The 18,769-nt window shown below is 71.7% G+C and carries 8 protein-coding genes; 6 read left to right on the forward strand and 2 right to left on the reverse strand.

Annotated features, from left to right (window positions below; all coding sequences use genetic code 11):
* Nucleotides 1–632 precede the first annotated feature (632 nt).
* From PSQ21_RS32630 to PSQ21_RS32655, 6 genes are all read left to right on the forward strand, one after another.
* On the forward strand, nt 633–10,124 hold the full coding sequence (locus PSQ21_RS32630) for a non-ribosomal peptide synthetase/type I polyketide synthase (RefSeq protein ID WP_274034980.1): 9,492 nt from the start codon (nt 633–635) through the stop codon (nt 10,122–10,124).
* Nucleotides 10,114–11,796: a phytoene desaturase family protein gene (locus PSQ21_RS32635; protein ID WP_274034981.1), complete on the forward strand. Its 1,683-nt coding sequence runs from the start codon at nt 10,114–10,116 to the stop codon at nt 11,794–11,796. Before PSQ21_RS32630 ends, PSQ21_RS32635 begins: the two co-directional genes overlap by 11 nt.
* Nucleotides 11,793–13,517, forward strand: a complete 1,725-nt coding sequence (locus PSQ21_RS32640) for a phytoene desaturase family protein (protein WP_274034982.1) — start codon at nt 11,793–11,795, stop codon at nt 13,515–13,517. Before PSQ21_RS32635 ends, PSQ21_RS32640 begins: the two co-directional genes overlap by 4 nt.
* Nucleotides 13,514–14,569 (forward strand): MDR family NADP-dependent oxidoreductase, encoded by a 1,056-nt coding sequence (locus PSQ21_RS32645; RefSeq protein WP_274034983.1) that lies wholly within the window; start codon nt 13,514–13,516, stop codon nt 14,567–14,569. Before PSQ21_RS32640 ends, PSQ21_RS32645 begins: the two co-directional genes overlap by 4 nt.
* Before the next feature lie 49 nt (nt 14,570–14,618).
* Entirely contained in the window at nt 14,619–15,809 is a 1,191-nt protein-coding gene (locus PSQ21_RS32650) for a cytochrome P450 (RefSeq protein ID WP_274034985.1), read from the forward strand.
* Nucleotides 15,810–16,066: 257 nt separating this feature from the next.
* A complete protein-coding gene (locus PSQ21_RS32655; RefSeq protein WP_274034987.1) occupies nt 16,067–17,335 on the forward strand; it encodes a pyroglutamyl peptidase in 1,269 nt (422 codons plus the stop codon).
* A 31-nt stretch (nt 17,336–17,366) separates the two neighbouring features.
* Here PSQ21_RS32655 and PSQ21_RS32660 read toward each other — a convergent pair whose 3' ends face one another.
* Nucleotides 17,367–17,966, reverse strand: coding sequence for a flavodoxin family protein (locus PSQ21_RS32660; RefSeq protein WP_274034989.1), 600 nt, complete (start codon nt 17,964–17,966; stop codon nt 17,367–17,369).
* Between the two features lie 178 nt (nt 17,967–18,144).
* Nucleotides 18,145–18,681 (reverse strand): cysteine hydrolase family protein, encoded by a 537-nt coding sequence (locus PSQ21_RS32665; RefSeq protein ID WP_274034990.1) that lies wholly within the window; start codon nt 18,679–18,681, stop codon nt 18,145–18,147.
* Between the last annotated feature and the right edge of the window lie 88 nt (nt 18,682–18,769).

Below are 18,769 nucleotides of genomic sequence, written 5' to 3' on the forward strand. Positions count from 1 at the left end.
ATACGCCGGACCATTTCTGTGAGTCGCTCGTGATTAAAGCCGTGGGAACGGGAAATAGATGATCTGGGCTGATGGGATCGGGGGCATCAGTCCACGCCACGGCCGAACTTCATCGGGGCCGGGTGTCCAAAAATCGCCAGTTCGGGGCCATGGCTGCCGCCCGGGACTCCTGCCGCTTCCAAGGCTGTCCTGACCTGCCCTGATGCGGTGCGATGGCATCTCTCCCCGTCGCTGTCACTTGTGGAGGGTCACGGATGGAAAAGCGCGAGCACTCTGCCGATGGCGGAATTCGTTCGGTCGCCCTTTCGGTCGGCCGGAAGGGGCGTGCGCGTAATTATCCGGCCCCGTTCCTTCGTGCCGCCACCCTCCCCGTTCTCCTTCTCGCGGCCGTATCCGCGGGTGTGGCCGGATGGCCGCAGCGGGGAGAGCGGGGGTGGGCCGGTTCGCTTTTCCTGGCCGAGGCCATCGCCCGTCCGTCCCTCCGGGAACGGCTGATTCCCTCGCACCCTCTTCCCGCCGCCGGCGAGATCCTCGCCGCCCTCACGCATCCCTGGCGACGTCGACCGGCACGGGACCTCCGGCCGGAATGACCGCCGCCCCCTGACGCTCCACCACGACTTGAGGAGTTCGACATGGCCGACGCGAACAACCGGGCGTTACGGAACAAGGTGGCGATCATCGGGATGGGCTGCCGCCTGCCCGGCGGCGCCTCGGACCACCGCACGTACTGGCGCAATCTGGTGGCGGGCAAGGACTGCATCACGCCCACACCGCCCGACCGGTACGACGTCCACACGCTCGGCAGCCGGTTCCGCGACAAACCCGGGCGCCTCGTCGGCGGACGCGGTGGATACATCGACGGCTTCGACGAATTCGACCCGGCGTTCTTCGGCATCAGCCCGCGCGAGGCCGACCACATGGACCCGCAGCAGCGAAAGCTGCTCGAAGTGGCCTGGGAGGCACTGGAGGACGGCGGCCAACGGCCCGCCGACCTCGCCGGCGGCAACGTCGCCGTCTACGTCGGCGCGTTCACCCTGGACTACAAGATCCTGCAATTCGCCGACCTGGGCTTCACCTCGCTGGCCGCCCACACCGCGACCGGCACCATGATGACGATGGTCTCGAACCGCATCTCGTACTGCTTCGACTTCCGCGGCCCCAGCCTCTCCATCGACACCGCCTGCAGCTCCTCGCTGGTCGCCGTCCACCTGGCGTGCCAGGCGCTGAACAACGGCGAGAGCGACCTCGCGCTGGCCGGCGGCACCCTGCTGCACATGGCCCCGCAGTACACCGTCGCGGAGACGAAGGGCGGGTTCCTGTCGCCCGAGGGCCGCTCCCGTACGTTCGACGCCGCCGCCGACGGCTACGTACGGGCCGAAGGCGTCGGCCTGGTCGCGCTGAAGCGGCTGGACGACGCCGTACGGGACGGGGACCGCATCCACGCCGTGATCCTCGGCAGTGGCGTCAACCAGGACGGCCACACCAACGGCATCACCGTGCCCAACCCCGACGCGCAGGTCGACCTCATCCGACAGGTCTGCGCCGAGGCGGGCATCACCCCCGGGGCGCTCCAGTACATGGAGGCGCACGGCACCTCGACCCCGGTCGGCGACCCGATCGAGGCGAACGCCCTGGCCCGCGCGCTGGCCATCGGACGGGCCCCGGGCGCCCGCGCCTACGTCGGCTCCGTCAAGACGAACATCGGCCACACCGAATCCGCCGCCGGGATCGCCGGGCTCATCAAGACCGTCCTGAGCATCCAGCACCGGACGATCCCGCCCCACATCAACCTGGAGAACCTCAACCCCGCCATCGACCCGGCGACCCTGCCCTACGAGATCCCCACCCGGCCCACCGCATGGCCCGAACACGAAGGGCCCGCCCGCGCCGGGGTGAACAGCTTCGGCTTCGGCGGCACCAACGCCCATGTCGTCCTGGAGGAGGCCCCGATGCCCCCGGCGGACAGCCGCCCCGCCGCCCCCACCGCGCCGGCCGGGCGACGCTGGAGCATCCTGCCCCTCAGCGCCCGCGACCCCGACGCCCTGGCGGAGATGGCGGCCGGGATCCGGGGCGAGCTGGCGGGCGCCAACGGTCCGGCCGTGGCCCTCGACGACCTCGGACACACCCTGGCCCACCGCCGCCAGCACCTCCCCGAGCGGCTGTCCGTCACCTACACCTCGCGCGCCTCCCTCGACGAGGCCCTGGCCGCCCACGCCCGCGGCGAGGCCCACCCCCGGGTCGTCCACGGCCGCGCCCGGGACGCCGCCGACCGGCGACTGGTCCAGGTCTTCACCGGCATGGGCCCCCAGTGGTGGGGCATGGGCCGCCAACTCCTGGAGGAGGAGCCAGTATTCCGCGACGCCGTCACCGCGTGCGACCGGGCGCTGCGGGAGTTCGCCGACTGGTCCCTGATCGAGGAGATGACCGCCGACGAGTCCGTCTCCCGGATGGGGGAGACCTGGCTCGCCCAGCCCGCGAACTTCGCCGTCCAGGTCGCCCTGGCGGCCCTGTGGCGGTCCCACGGAGTGCGCCCGGACGCCGTGGTCGGCCACAGCACCGGGGAGATCGCCGCCTTCCACGCGGCCGGCGTCTACTCCCTGCGGGACGCGGCCAGGATCGTCGTGCACCGCAGCCGCCTCCAGCAGACCCTGGCCGGCACCGGCGCCATGCTCGCCGTCAGCCTCTCGGAGGACGAGGCGGAGCGCCGGGTACGCCCCTACAGTGACCGGGTCTCCATCGCCGCCGTCAACAGCCCCACCGCCATCACGCTGGCCGGGGACGAGGCCGCGCTGACCCGGCTGGCCGAGGAGCTGCGGGCCGAGCAGCAGTTCGCGAAGTTCCTCACCGTCGAAGTGCCCTACCACAGCGTCGCCATGGAGCGGATCAAGGACGAACTGCTCACAGCACTGGAGCCGTTGGAGCCGCGCCCGGCCCAGGTGCCGTTGTATCTCACGGGTGTCGAGGGAATGGCCCGGGGCGAGGAACTGGACGCCGCGTACTGGTGGAAGAACGTCCGCGAGCGGGTGCGCTTCCGCTCCGCGGTCGACCGCATCGCCGACGACGGCCACCAGGTCTTCCTGGAGATCGGCCCGCACCCGGTCCTCGGGCACGCGATCCGAGAATGCCTCGACGCGGGCGGGACGACCGGACTCACCCTGCCCTCGATCCGCCGCCGGGAGAACGAGAGCGAGCGCTTCGCGGCCTCCCTCGGCTCGCTCCACAACCTGGGCGTTCCCATCGACTGGGACCTGCTCCAGCCGGCCGGGCGGCCCGTCACCCTGCCCCGCCACCCCTTCCGGCGCGACCGCCACTGGACCGAACCCCGGCCGGTCGCCCAGGTCCGCCTGGGCCACCGCGACCATCCCCTCCTGGGCCGCCGCACCGACCGTACGGAGCCCACCTGGCAGGCCCGACTGGACACCGAGGACCTGCCGTACCTCGCCGACCACCGTATCCAGGACACCGTGGTCTTCCCCGCCGCCGGCTATCTGGAAATGGCCGCCCAGGCCGTCCTGCGGCTCACCGGCGGCACCACCGCCGTCCTCGCCGACATCGATCTGCGCAAGGCCCTCTTCCTGCCCGAGGGCGAGGACCGGACCGTGGAGGTGTCGCTCTCCCTGGAGAACGCCGCCTTCACCATCGCCTCCCCGACCGGGGACGACGGGGAGCGGGCCGTCCACGCCGCCGGGATCGTCCGCGCCGGGCAACGCCGCCGCACCACCCCGCCGCTCGACGCCCCCGCCATCCGGGCCAGGACTCTCCGACGCCTCGAAGGCCCCGACTGCTATACCGCGCTGGCCGCCCTCGGCTACCACTACGGCCCCGCCTTCCAGGCCATCGAGGAGGTCTGGATCGGCGCCGGAGAGGTCCTCGCCCGGATCCGCCCGCCCCGGGTGATCGGCGACGACGCCGCCGGCCACCACCTCCACCCCGTCCTCCTCGACGCCTGCTTCCAGACCCTGCTGACCCCGCTGATCCTGGACGGATCCGCACCGGACACCGGGATCAGGCTGCCGCTCTCCCTGGACGAGGTCGCGCTCGAACCCATCGGCGACCAGCCGTTCTGGGCCCACGCCACCCTGCTCCCCGGCGACGCCGACACCACCCTCGGGAACATCGCCCTGTACGCCGACGACGGAGCGCCGCTCGGCCGCGTCCTCGGCTTCCGCGCCGCCGACGTGGCGAAGGCGGTCACCGCCGTCGCCCGGACCACGATCGACTCCTGGCTCGCCGAGCCCGTCTGGACCGACTGCCCGCCGCTGCCGGCCGAGGACGCCCGCGCCCTGCCGCCGGACGTCGACGGCGGTGATGTCGACGACGGTGACGTGAGCGACGGTGACGTACGCGGCGAGCCGACGGGAACCGGCGCCGATCGCCGGCCGGCACCCGCGACAGCGGCCCGCTACCACGACTGGCTGCTCCTCGCCGACGCCGGGGGCGTCGCGGACGCCTTCGCGGCGCTGGCCGCCACCCGGGGCGAACGCTGCCGCCTGGTGCGCCGGGGTGCGGCCTACACCGCGTCCGCCGACGGAGCCACGTATACCGTCGACCCCGGGTCCGACGCCGATCTGCGCCGCCTCCTCGCCGACCTGGACCGCGACGGGGGCCCCTTCCGGGGACCCGTCCTGCACCTGTGGAACCTCGACGCTCCCGCCCTCGCCGTGTGCGACCGGGCCTCCCTGACCGACCACACCGGCGCGGGCGCCTACTCACTGATCGCCCTCGCCCGGCTGCTTCTCGCCCGGGGCGCCGCAGGACGCCTGCACATCGTCACCCGAGGCGCCCAGTCCGTCCTGCCCGGCGAGGGGCCCGAACCCCTCGGCGCACCCGCCTGGGGCATCGGCCGCGTGCTGCGGCACCAGGAACTGATCGAACACCCCGGCAAACTGATCGACCTCGACCCCCGGCGGCAGCCGGGCCCCGACGGCGACCGGGCCGAGGCCGAAGCGCTTCTCCGCGAAGTCCTCAGCGACGACGAGGAGGAGATCGCCCTGCGCGACGGTGGCCGCCGCACCAGCCGCCTCCGCCCCGCCGAGGGCCTGACCCGGCCACTGCCGCCGCGACTGCGGGCGGACGGAAGCTATCTGGTCACCGGAGCGTTCGGCGCGCTCGGCCGGCTGCTGTGCCGCACCCTCGTACGCCGAGGGGCCCGCCGGATCATCCTGGTCGGGCGCACCCCCGTCCCGGCCCGGGAGAAGTGGGCCGGCACCGACCCCGTCACCGCCGAGGGCCGGGCCGTGGCATTGCTCCGCGAGCTGGAGGCGCTCGGCGCACAGCCCGTCCTCGCCACCCTCGACATCACCGACGAGGACGCCCTGGCCGGCTGGCTCGACACCCACCGGCACAGCGGAGCGCCACCCGTACGCGGGGTGTTCCACCTCGCGGGACAGGTCCGCGACACGCTCGTCGCCGATCTGGACCGGGCCGCCTTCGACGCGGTCCACGATCCCAAGACCGTCGGCGCCCACCTCCTGCACCGGCACCTGCGGCACGAACCCCTCGAACACTTCGTGCTCTTCGCCTCGATCGCCTCCCTGCTGACCACGGCCGGCCAGACCAACTACGCCGCGGGCAACGCCTTCCTGGACGCCCTCGCCCACCACCGCCGCGCCCAGGGGCTGCCCGCGCTCAGCCTGGACTGGGGCCCCTGGGCCACCGGAATGATCGAGGAACTCGGTCTGGTCGACCACTATCTGCACAGCCGCGGCATGAGCTCGCTCTCCCCGGACGCCGGCATGGCCGTCCTCGAACGGGTCCTCGGCCAGGACCACGCCCAACTGGTCGTCGCCACCGTCGTCGACTGGCCCGTCTTCCTCGCCTGGTACCCGTCCCCGCCGCGGCTGGTCACCGACCTCGCCGCGTCCGCCGCCCCGCCGGCGGACGCCGCCTCGGGCAACGGATTCCTCGACACCTTCCGCGCCGCCGACGAGGAGACCCGCCGCGCCCTCGTCGCCGAACGGTTCACCGCGCTCGCCGCCACCGTGCTGCGCACCGGCACGGACCGTATCGACTCCGCCACCGGACTCGGCGAACTCGGGCTCGACTCGCTCCTCGCGATGGAGCTACGGGCCCGGATCCACGCCGAACTCGGCGTCGCCCTGCCCGTGGTCGCCCTGCTCAGCGGCACGTCGGCCGGGGAACTCGCCGCCCAGCTCCACGACGGCCTCACCGCCCTGGCCTCGGCCGGCACCCCCGACGGGACCCAGGGAGCGGTGGAGCTCCACAGCGACGCACGGCAGTACCCGCTGACGCAGAACCAGAAGGCGCTCTGGTTCCTCAAGCACCTCAACCCCGACGGCTACGCGTACAACATCGGCGGAGCGGTCGAGGTGAACGTCACGCTCGAACCGGACCTGATGTTCGAGGCCGTCCGCCGCCTCATCGCCCGGCACCCCGCGCTCCGCACCAACTTCCTCCTGGTGGACGGGCAGGCCGTGCAGCGGGTCTCCGAGGACGCCGCGACGGACCTCGCCCTCTTCGACGTCCGGGGCGAGGACTGGGAGTCCATCCACGCCACGATCGTCCAGGAGTACCGCAAGCCCTACGACCTCGCCCACGACCCACTGATCCGCTTCCGGCTCTTCCAGCGGGGCCCGGACCGCTGGATCATCATGAAGGCCGTCCACCACATCGTCTCCGACGCCATCTCCACCTTCACCTTCATCGATGAACTGCTCGCCGTCTACGAGGCGTTGCGCCGCAACCAGGAACCCCAGCTCCCACCGGTCGAGGCCCGTTACCTCGACTTCCTCAACCAGCAGAACGCCTTCCTCGCAGGACCGGAGGCGGCGGGCATGCTCGACTACTGGCGCGCCCACCTGCCGGCCGAGGTCCCGCTCCTGGACCTGCCCGTCGACAAGCCGCGCCCGGCGGTCCAGACCCACAACGGGGCCTCCGAGTTCTTCGTCCTGGACGAGGCCCTCAGCGCCCGTGTCCACGCTCTGGCCCGCGCTCACGGGGTCACCCCGTTCATGGTGCTGCTGAGCGCGTACTACCTCCTGCTGCACCGCTACTCCGGGCAGGACCACATCGTCGTCGGCAGCCCGGTGACCGGCCGCACCCGGCAGGACTTCGCCTCCGTCTACGGCTACTTCGTCAACCCGCTGCCCCTGCACGCCGACCTGTCCGAGGACCCCACCGTCGCCGAGCTGCTGCAACAGGTCCGCCGGACCGTGCTCGGCGGCCTGGACAACCAGGAGTACCCCTTCGTCCTCCTCGTCGAGGAGCTGGGCCTCCAGCACGACCCCAGCCGCTCCGCCGTCTTCCAGGCGATGTTCATCCTCCTCACCCACAAGGTGGCCACCGAGCAGTACGGCTACCGTCTGGAGTACATCGAACTACCGGAGGAAGAGGGACAGTTCGACATAACGCTGTCCGCCTACGAGGACGAGGCCGAAGGCCGCTTCCACTGCGTGTTCAAGTACAACACCGACCTCTTCCTCCCCGAGACCATGCGCCGCATGGCCGCCCACTACACCCGGCTCCTCGACCGGATGACCCACGCACCGGGCGAACAGCCCGCCTCCCGGCTGGAGATGCTCGGCGAGCGGGAGCGGGAACGACTCGTCGGGGAGTGGAGCCGCCCGGCCCTGCCGTCCGCCGGACCGCCGAAGGAGCCGTTCACCCCGATCCAGACGCTGATCGGCCGCATCGCCGCCGAGCACCCCACGGCCGTCGCCGTGACCCAGCCCACCGCGCACGGCGCGGCGCGGCGGCTGACCTACGCGGAGCTGGACCGGCGGGCGGCCGACACCGCCGCCCGGCTGCGGGCGCTCGGCGTCGGCGAGGGCTCGGTGGTCGTGCTGTGCCTCGACAAGTCTCCCGAGCTGATCGCCACCCTGCTCGGCGTGCTCAAGGCCGGCGCCGCCTACCTCCCGCTCCGGCCCGACCAGCCCGCCGACCGGCTCGCCCACCTCGTGACGACCACCGGCGCGGCCCTCGTCCTCGTCGCGGACGACGCCACCCCGGAACAGACCGGAGCCCTGACCGTCCCGGCCCTCACCCTCGCCGCGCTCGGACGTACCGAACCGCACCCGGAAGGACCGGCGGCCGAGACCGGCCCGGACTCGCCCGCGTACGTCATCACCACCTCCGGATCCACCGGCCGCCCCAAGGCCGTCCGCGTCAGCCACCGCAACCTCGCCTCCGCCCGGGCCGCGTGGAGCCAGGAGTACCGGCTGGAGACCGACGTACGGACACACCTCCAGATGGCCGAACCGTCCTTCGACGTGTTCACCGGCGACCTCGTACGCGCCCTGTGCTCGGGCGGCACCCTCGTCCTGGCCGACCGCGACCTCCTCTTCGACACCACACGGCTCTACCGAACGATGCGTCAGGAGCGCGTGGATTGCGCTGAGTTCGTGCCCGCCGTCGTCCGCGGACTGATGGACCACTGCGCACGGGAGGGGCTGCGGCTGGACTTCCTGCGGCTGCTGGTGGTCGGCTCGGACGCCTGGAACGTGGGGGAGTACCGCCGGCTGGCCGAGCTGTGCGGACCCGGCACCCGCCTCGTCAACTCCTACGGTCTCACCGAGGCCACCATCGACAGCGCGTACTTCGAGGGACCCGTCGACGACCTGGAAGCCGGAGCGATGGTCCCGATCGGCCGGCCCCTGCCCAACAGCACCCTGCATGTCCTCGACGCCCACGGCGAACCCGTCCCGCCCGGCGTGCCCGGCGAACTCTGGATCGGCGGCGACGGCGTCGCCCTCGGCTACGCCGGGGACCCCGAGCAGACCGAGGAGCGCTTCGTCACCCGGGCGCTCGGCCGGGGACCCGGCGCCCGGCCCGAACGGCTCTACCGCACCGGCGACATCGGCCGCTGGGACGCGCACGGCCGCGTCCACCTCCTGGGCCGGACCGACGGACAGGTCAAACTGCGCGGCCACCGCATCGAGATCGGCGAGATCGAGGCACAGCTCGCCCAGTGGCCCCCGCTCGCCCGGGCCGTCGTCACCGTACGCACCGACACCGGGGGAGACGCGGCGCTCTGCGCCTACTGCGTGACCGCGCCCGGTGCGGCCCTGGACGTCCGGGCCCTGCGCCGCCACCTGGCGCGCTCGCTGCCCTCGTACATGATCCCGTCCCACTTCACCGAGCTGCCGGTCCTGCCGCTGACCGCCAACGGCAAGGTCGACACGGCCGCCCTGCCCGCCCCCCGGGCCGAGGAGGGGGACCGGCCGCACGAGGAGCCCGTGACGCTGTACGAGGTCAGCGTCGCCCGCCACTGGAGGGCCCTGCTCGGACGCGAACAGATCGGCCTGGAGGACGACTTCTTCGAACTCGGCGGCAGCTCGATCAAGCTCATCGAACTCCTCCACCACCTGCGCACGGAGTTCGGCGTCGGCGTCCCCGTCAGCAGGCTCTACCAGGTCACCACCCTGCACGGCATGGCCGCCACGGTGGAGGACGTCCTGCTCGGCACCGCCGCCGACGAACTGCCCAGCCTCACCTTCAACGCCGGACAGACCCCCGCCCTCTTCTGCTTCCCGCCCGCCGGCGGCCACGGACTCGTCTACCGGGGCCTGGCCGCACAGCTCCCCGACCACTGCGTCACCGGCTTCAACTACCTTCCCGGCGACGACAAGGTCGCCCGGTACGCCGATCTGATCGAGGCAGCCCGACCCGACGGCCCCTACCTGCTCCTGGGCTACTCCCTCGGCGGCAACCTCGCCTTCGAGACGGCCAAGGAGCTGGAGCGGCGCGGTCGCCGCGTCGCCCACGTCGTCATCATCGACTCCCGCCGCATCCTCGACGCCTACGAACCGGACGCCTCGGGCATCGCCGCCTTCGAGACCGAACTCGCCGACCACGTCCGCAAACACACCGGATCCGATGCCGTCGCCCGCGAGACCCTCGCCCACGCCGCCGAATACCTCGCCTTCTGCGGCCGGACCCCCAACACCGGCACGGTCGCCGCGACGGTCAGCGTGATCACCGACGAGGAGAAGGCCGCCCTCTACGCCGCCGGTGAGCACGGCACCTGGCACGGCAGCTCCACCGGCGCCACCGCCGTACTGCGCGGCTCCGGTGTCCACGCCGACATGCTCGACGCCAAACACCTGCCCCGCAACGCCGAGCTGGTGCGTTCCGTCCTGACGGGAGGCGCGGCCCATGGCGAATGACGACTCCACCGACTGGACCAGCAGGGAACGCACCCCGGGCACCCCGCCCCGCGTCATCGTCATCGGCGCGGGCGTGGCCGGCCTCTCCACCGGCATCTACGCGCAGATGAGCGGAGCCAGGACCCGCATCTTCGAGAAGCACGTACTGCCCGGCGGCTGCTGCACCGCCTGGTCCCGCGACGGGTACCTCTTCGACTACTGCATCGAATGGCTCATCGGCACCGCCCCGGGCAACGACGCCCACCAGGTGTGGAGCGAACTCGGCGCACTCGACGGCAAGACGGTCACCAACTTCGAGCTGTTCAACAAGGTCGAGGACGCGTCGGGCCGGTCGGTGACCTTCTACAACGACCCCGACCGCCTGGAGGCCCACCTCCTGGAGGTCTCACCCGCCGACGCCCCGCTCATCCGGGCCTTCGCCCGGGACCTGCGGCGCTTCATCGACATCGAGCTGTACCCGTTCCTGACCGCGCCCGCGCTGCGGACCGTGGGGGAGCGGGCGCAGACCCTGCGCACGGTGCTCCCCGCGTTCCGGCTGTTCTGGCGGACCGCCGCCACCCCGATGCACGTGTTCGCCGACCGGTTCCAGGACCCACTGCTGCGCAAGGCGTTCCGCAACATCTTCTTCCAGGACCCCGAGGGCTTCCCGCTGCTGCCGTACCTCTTCAACATGGCGGCCGCCCACCACGGCAACGCGGGCTTCCCGCAGGGCGGTTCGCTCGGCCTCGCCCGGTCCGTCGAGGAGCGCTACCGGAGCCTGGGCGGAACGGTCACCTACCGGGCCCGCACCGAGCGCGTCCTGGTCGAGAACGACCGGGCGATCGGCATCGAACTCCGCAACGGAAGGCAGTACTTCGCCGAACACGTGGTATCCGCGTGCGACGGCCACACCACCGTCTACGGACTCCTGGGCGGCCGGTACACCGGCCCCCGCATCGACAAGCTCTACACCGACCTCCTCCACCGCCCCGGCACCCTCTTCCCCGCCGTCGTCTCCGCGTTCGTCGGCCTGCGCGGCGACCTGGAACCCGACGAGGCGCACAGCACGACGCACCTCCTCGGCCCGGACGACGCGGCCCACCTCCCCGGGGCGCTCCAGGACAGCCTCGTCGTGCAGGCCCGCTCCCGCTACTCCGACGGCTTCGCACCGCCGGGCCACTCCGTCCTGCACTGCACCTACTTCAGCGACTACGCCCACTGGAAGGACCTGCGCACCAGGGACCGCAAGGAGTACCGCCGGCGCAAGCGCGAAGTCGCCGACTTCGTCCGCGACTTCCTGGAACGCCGAACGCCCGGCATCGCGGAACGCATCGACATCATCGAGGTCGCCACACCCGCCACGACCCACCGCTACACCGGCAACCTCGGCGGTTCCATCCTCGCCTGGAAGGCGTTCTCCGAGGCCGACGACGTCGCCACGCGCCTGGTCGGCAAGGACCGGATGCGGCTGCCCGGCCTCAGCGGCTTCTCCATGGCCGGGCAGTGGGCCGGCATGGGCGGCCTGATCCGCGCCGCCTCGACCGGCCGCTTCGCCGTCCAGTACCTCTGCCGCGAACTGGGCCTGGAGTTCCGGGCCTGGGAGAGCGAGGGCACCGAACCCTGGCACCCGGGGAAGCTGGGGCACCTGCCCCAGCTCGACCGGTGGTCCGCACGGGAGAGCGAGGAGTCATGAACGGGAACGGGAACGGGCCCCGGCCCGGTGGCGCCCGCCGGCCCCGGGAGACGATGATCATCATCGGGGCCGGTCTCGGCGGGCTCTCCACCGGCTGTTACGCCCAGATGAACGGCTACCGCACCCGCATCCTGGAGATGCACGAGCTGCCCGGCGGCTGCTGCACCGCCTGGGAGCGCGGCGGCTTCACCCTGGACGCCTGCGTCAGCTGGCTCCTCGGCAGCGGCCCCGGCAACGAGATGCACCAGATCTGGCTGGAGCTCGGCGCCCTCCAGGGCAAGGAGATCCGCCACTTCGACGTCTTCAACATCGTGCGCGGCACCGACGGCCGCGCCGTCCACTTCTACTCCGACCCCGACCGGCTCGAAGCCCACCTCATCGACATCTCGCCCGCCGACGCCCGGCTCGTGCGGAAGTTCTGCGCGCAACTGCGCAGCTTCCGCAAGGCGCTCGCGGTCTACCCCTTCCTCAAGCCCGTCGGGCTGATGGGACGCCGGGAACGCTGGCGGATGCTCGCCTCCTTCCTGCCGTACTTCAACTCCGTCCGCACCACGATCACCGTCCTGATGAGCGACTTCTCCAAGAAGTTCAAGGACCCCCTCCTCCAGGAGGCCTTCAACTTCATCCTCTACGAGAAGCACCCGGCCTTCCCCGTCCTCCCCTTCCACTTCCAGCTCGCCTCGCACGCCAACCTGTCCGCCGGAGTCCCCGAGGGCGGCTCCCTCGGTCTCGCCGAGTCGATCGAGGCGCGCTACCGCCGGCTCGGCGGCGAGGTCTCCTACAACACGAAGGTCGAGACGGTGATCGTCGAGGACGACCGGGCGGTGGGCGTCCGGCTCAGCGACGGTCAGGAACTGCGGGCCGACATCGTCGTGTCGGCCTGCGACGGCTACACCACGACCATGAAGTTCCTGGAGGGCAAGTACCTGGGAGAGGACTACCGCAAGCTCTACACCGAGACCATCCGCGAACCCGGCATGGTCTTCCCCGGCTACTTCACCCTCTTCCTCGGCCTCTCCCGCCCCTTCCCCGAGGGCGAGCCCTGCACCACCTACCTCCTCGACGAGGCCACGGCGGCCGAACTGACCGGCATCCGCCACCGCAGCATCAACGTCCAGTTCCGCAGCCGCCACTACCCCGAACTGTCCCCGGACGGCACCACCGTCGTCTACGCCACCTACTTCTGCGACATCGCCCCCTGGCGCGCCCTGGACGAGGGCCCCGAACAGATCACCCGCACCCGCGGCGGGCAGGAGCTGCACACCCTGCCCGTACGGCACGGGCGCGGCTACTACGCGGCGAAACGGCGGGCCCGCGAGACACTCGTCGGCTTCCTGGAACAGCGTTACCCCGGCCTGCGGGACGCGATCGTCGTCCGTGACGTCTCCAGCCCCCTCACCCAGGTCCGCTACACCGGCAACTACGACGGGACCGTGCTCGGCTGGCAGCCCTTCGTCGAGAGCGGCGAGACCCTGGAGGAGCTGATCAAGAAGCAGGGTCCCGGGCTCCCCGGACTGCGCGACTTCTACCAGTCCGGTGTCTGGGCCACCACCGGCGGGCTCATCCGGGCCGCCGCCGCCGGACGCCACGTCATGCAGTTCGTCTGCCGCGACGACGGAAAGCCCTTCACCGCCTCGCTCGACCTCACCGCGCCACCACCGACCCACCGGGTCATCCCCGTGCCCGTCCGCCCCGCCGTACCGACGGAGAGGAAACCATGAAGATCGCCAAATGGGTGGTCCGCGAACACGTCGAGGGAGTCCCCGACGTGGACCGCGTCTACGAGAAGGTCGTCGAGAACCTCGACGTGACCCTCGCCCCCGACGAGATGCTCCTGCGCACGCTGTACGTCTCCGTCGACCCCTACCTCCAGGGCATCGCCCTCGACACCCCCCTCGGCCGGCACATGGGCGCCGACTCGATCATGGAGGTGGTGGAGGCGGGACCACGCGCCGCCCACCGCGTCGGCGACCTCGTGCAGGGCTTCGGCGGCTGGCGCACCCATGTGATCAGCAACGGCGCGCCCGAACTCTGGCAGACCGGCACGTTCCCCATGGTCTTCCCGGCCTACCGCAGGCTCGACCCCCGGTGGTACGACGACGCCCTGCCGCTGCCGACCGCCCTGAGCGTGATGGGCGGCCCCGGCATGACCGCCTGGGGGACCCTGACCAAGTACATGACGATCAGCCCCGGCGAGACCCTCGTCATCAGCGGGGCCTCCGGCTCGGTGGGCGCGCTCGTCGGTCAGCTCGCCGCGCTCGCCGGCGCCCGGGTGATCGGCACCACCTCGTCCCCGGAGAAGGCGGACTACCTCACCGGCCTCGGGTTCGACACCGTGATCGTCTACCGCCACGGGGACGGCGCGGACACCGTCCGGGAAGCACTCGCACAGGCCGCCCCCGACGGAGTCGACCGGTATTTCGACAACCTCGGTGGCGCGGTCACCGACGCCGTGTTCCCCATGCTCAACATCGGGAGCCAGGTGGCGGTGTGCTGGCAGTGGGCGACCCAGGTCGGCAACGAGAGCACCGGCCCCCGGCTCCTGCCCTACCTGATGTTCCCGCGCGCCACCGTCCGCGGCATCTTCTCCCTGGAGTGGTTCACCGAACAGAACTGGCAGGACCTCCACACCGACCTGGGCGGCCGTGTCCGGCGCGGCGAAGTTGTCTGCGACCACACCCTGCACCGCGGCTTCGACAGGATCCCCGCCGCCTACGGCAGCCTCTTCGGTGACCGGGCGGCCAACCGGGGCAAGGTGCTCGTCGAACTCTGACCGCGACCCTCCTGTCCTCCCCGTCCAACGCCCCTGCCCAGGAGGCACGTTGACCACCATCGACCCCACGCAGCCAGTCCCGGAGCCGATGCACCGTCTGTTCTTCGAGGCCCCCGGGCCGCCCCGCCCCGCCGAGCTGCCGGACGGCGGCCCCGCCTGGCTGGTCAGCCGGTACGGCGACGTCCGCCACGTCCTCTCCGACCCGCGGTTCGGCCGGGCACAGCTGTACGCACCCGACGCGCCCGCCCTCTCCGGCGTCCCCGACCTGGTGAACGACCCCGACCTGATGTTCAACCAGGATGGCCCCGACCATCTGCGGCTGCGCCGCACCCTGCGACGCGCGTTCACCCCGAGGGCCGTCGCCCGCTGGCGGCCGTGGATCGCCGCGATCGTGGAGGAGCTCCTCGACCGGCTGGAGACGCGTCGGCGACCGGCGGACGTCGTCGCCGAGTTCACCCTCCCGCTGCCGGTGGCGGTGATCAGCCGTCTCATGGGGCTCGACGAGTCCGCGTGGGGCCGGATGCGGCACTGGAGCGAACACGCCTTCTCCGACGGCACCCACGAGGGCGAACAGGTGGCATCGGTCCTCAAGGACTTCAGCGCGTTCGGCGCGGACCTCCTCGCGGAGCGGCGCCGGACGCCGGGCGAGGACCTGATCAGCAGTCTGGTCGCGGCGGCCGACGAGGAAGGAGACGTCCCCGAGGCCCAGTTGGTCAGCCTGGTGTGCGGCCTGGTGGTCGGCGGCCACGACAGCACCATGACCATGCTCGGCAACGCGCTGCTCTACCTTCTGGGCGAACGCCGCGAGACCTGGCCCCGCCTCGGCGCCGACGAGGAGGCCGCCGGACGCCTCGTGGACCGCCTCGTCCATCTCGTCCCGCTGGGCGACGACCGGGGCAGCACCCGCCACGCCGCCGAGGACGTCGAGGTCGGCGGGGTGACGATCCCGGCCGGTGCGATCGTGCTCGCCGACTGCGGCATGGCCAACCGCGACCCGGAGGTCTTCCCGCCCGCAACCCTCCACGACCTGTTCGCCCCGCTGGAGGCCCCCACGCTCTCCTTCGGCGCCGGTCCCCACTACTGCCTCGGCGCCTGGCTTGCCCGCACGGAGCTCCAGCTCGCCCTGCACCGCCTGGCCGCCCGCTTCCCGGACCTGCGCCTGGCCGCACCCATGGACACGGTCGCGTGGCGGACCGGGACGACCTCCCGCAGCCCGCAGCGGCTGGATGTCAGGTGGTAGGGCCCGGGACCGTGCCGAAGCGAAGTCCAGCGGGAAGACGGTCATCAGGCCGACGGAGAGCACCGCCGGGTGAGCATCGGTCACGTCCACGCTCGCCGAGAACAGGTGCCGCGCGCCGCCGAGACCCTCGCGGCCGCTTCGTATGCGTTCTGCGTGCTCCGTCCCCTTCTCCACGTGCTTGCACGGGTCTTGCCCGGTGGCATCGCCTCCGGCGGTGACGCGATACTGCGACGAGCCGTTGACCCGAAGGGACCCACGTGACGCACCGACTCTCCGCAACCACCCGGCTCGGCCTTGGCGGTGTGGCGCTCCTGCTCGTTGTCGTGGGCCCCGCCCTGCCCGCCGCGGCTGCCCCGGCGGACACCGCCCGCACCCTCACGGCGGCGACCGTAGAGGAGCAGCGCCTCGACCGGGCCGCCCCGCGGGAGATCCTGCGGCGGAGCGGATTCGATGCCTTCGCCCCGCGTTTCGAGCGCGCCCTGCGGGGCTCCGGCGGCTACGCGCAGGCCGAGCGAACGGTGACCCGCCACGCCTCCGCGCTGTGGGAGCGCGCCGTGGACCGGGCCCAGGGCCGCGGACCCGCCACGGGCGACCTGAGCCGGGGCGACGACCGCCCGCTGTACTGGGCCCGACTCGCGCTCAGCCGCGAACTGCGTGCGTGGACGCCCCGGTTCACGCTCTCCGACGAGCGGCGCAGGGCGTTGCACGCCGCTCTGGAGACCTCCTCGCGCGGCCAGGACGACATCCGCTTCCCGGGCCACCGCGTGAAGCGGGTCCTTGTCACCGGGTTCGACCCGTTCACCCTGGACAGGGACGCCCGGATCGGCAATCCCTCGGGGGCGAGCGCGCTCGCCCTGGACGGCACCCTGGTACGGACCGCCGACGGGCCGGCCCGGATCGAGACCGCCGTCTTCCCGGTGCGCTGGACGGACTTCGCGGAGGGAACCGTCGAGCGGGTGCTCGCCCGCCATCTGCCGCACCTGGACCTGTTCACCACCGTCAGCCAGGGCCGCCAGGGCCGTTTCGACGTGGAGCGCACCAACGGCGCCTGGCGCGGAGGCTTCCCCGACAACGAGAACGAGGCGAGTACCGGGACCGTCCCCGTCGACGACCCCGGCTCACAGCCGCAGTGGACTACGACCACACTCCCGTACCGCCGGCTCGTCGCAGCGGAAACGGGCCCCTTCCCCGTGTACGACAACACCGAGGTCACCGAGATACCGGCAGGCGGCACCCAGCCGGTGACCCGGCCGCACGGACCCACGCCCGGTTCGGCGTCGCGGGCCGGAGGCGGCGGCGACTACCTCTCCAACGAGATCGCCTACCGGGCCACCCTGCTGCGCGACCGGCTGGGGCTGCCGGAGCTGCCGGGCGGCCATCTGCACACGCCGGTCCTGCGGTTCGGCGCGGAGAACACGGACCCGCAGACGGGCGCCGTCACCGACCCGGACTTCGAGCGCAACCGCTCGGACATCGTCGGTCAGGTGGGCGAACTGGTGAGGACGGCGGTGGGGGAGGCGGACTGAGGCACCGCGGCCGCGCCCGCGCAGTTGACGATCAGGCCGCCGGGTAGGGGTGGCCGGAGAGCAGGCGGGCCAGGTGCGCGGCGTTGGCCGCGAGGGCCGCGGTCGTCGAGGCGACGGCTTCGGGAGTCTCGTCCAGGTCCTGGTAGTCGGTGCCGTGCATGGCTTCGCCGACCCAGTACGTGACGGCCCCGGGGGCCAACGAGAAGCCGACGTCATTGAGTCCCTGGAACACGTCGGCGCTGACCTTGTGCGCGCCGTCCTCGTTGCCGACGACAGCGACGGCGGCGACCTTGCCGTAGGTGTGCGGGCGGCCCTGGTCGTCGGTCTCGGAGGACTCGGCGTTCAAGCGCTCCAGGACCAGCTGGCAGACGCTGGAGGGGTGTCCGAGCCAGATGGGTGTGGCGATCAGGAGGATGTCGGCGGCCAGAACCTTCTCCCGCAGGGACGGCCAGGCGTCGCCTTCGCCCAGGTCAACCCCGATCCCCGGACGGACGTCGTGGTCGGCCACCCGGACGATCTCTCCCTGTACGTCATGGCGTGCGAACTGGGCCATGACCTGCTCGGCGAGGAACTGGCTGCTGGAGCGGGCAGGTGAGGCGTTCAGGGTGCAGACAAGGGCGAGCGCACGCATGAGGAGGTCTCCTTGTTGCCGTTGCGGGACGGCGCGAGTCAGAGGGTGGGCACGGCGACACTGGTGCCCGAGATCGCCCGCACCTAACACTTCGGTGTGGCGGAATCCTCCGAAAGGAGAGGAGCGAAGCTGCTCCGGCCCCCGGCGCCCGTCGGAGGAGCGGCCCCTGCGGCCATGGTCAGAACGTGACGTCGTCCGCTGGGATGATCCTGGCTCCCATGTTGCGTTCCATCATGCGCAGAGCCGCGTCGGCGAGGTCGCTGTGAATGTGTGCCACGGCGTTCCCGGGGACGGTGACGCGCAGCTGCCGGATGTGGGCGTCGAGCGCCGAATACAGCACGCACTGTTCGGTGACCTGTCCGCACAGTACGAGGTGATCGGCGCCCAACTGGGCGAGCAGATAGCTGAGCGGCGTCTCGTAGAAGATCGAGTGCCGGGCCTTGACGACGAAGAGTGATTCATCGTCCGGAAGGATGGGTTCGACGAGCTCCGCGTTCTCTCCCGAGAGCGTCTTCTCGACGATCTCTCCGTGGTGGGATCGCCATTCTCCGAAATTGTCGTTCGCGTAGATGACAGGGACGTGTTCCGAGCGGGCGCGGGCGATGAGCCGGACGATGTGGGGGAGTGCCGTCCGGACGGAGGGAACGAGCAGGTCGGCGTCCGGATGATCGTAGGCGTTGATCATGTCGACCACGACGAGAGCACTGTTTCCCATGGGTTCATCATCTCAAGTGGACGGGTCGTGCCGGGTGCACGGCCCTTCCGCGTGTTTCACGCGGCCTGTGGTGGGAACCCGGCACACT

Source organism: Streptomyces sp. MMBL 11-1 (genome assembly GCF_028622875.1).
GTDB lineage: Bacteria > Actinomycetota > Actinomycetes > Streptomycetales > Streptomycetaceae > Streptomyces.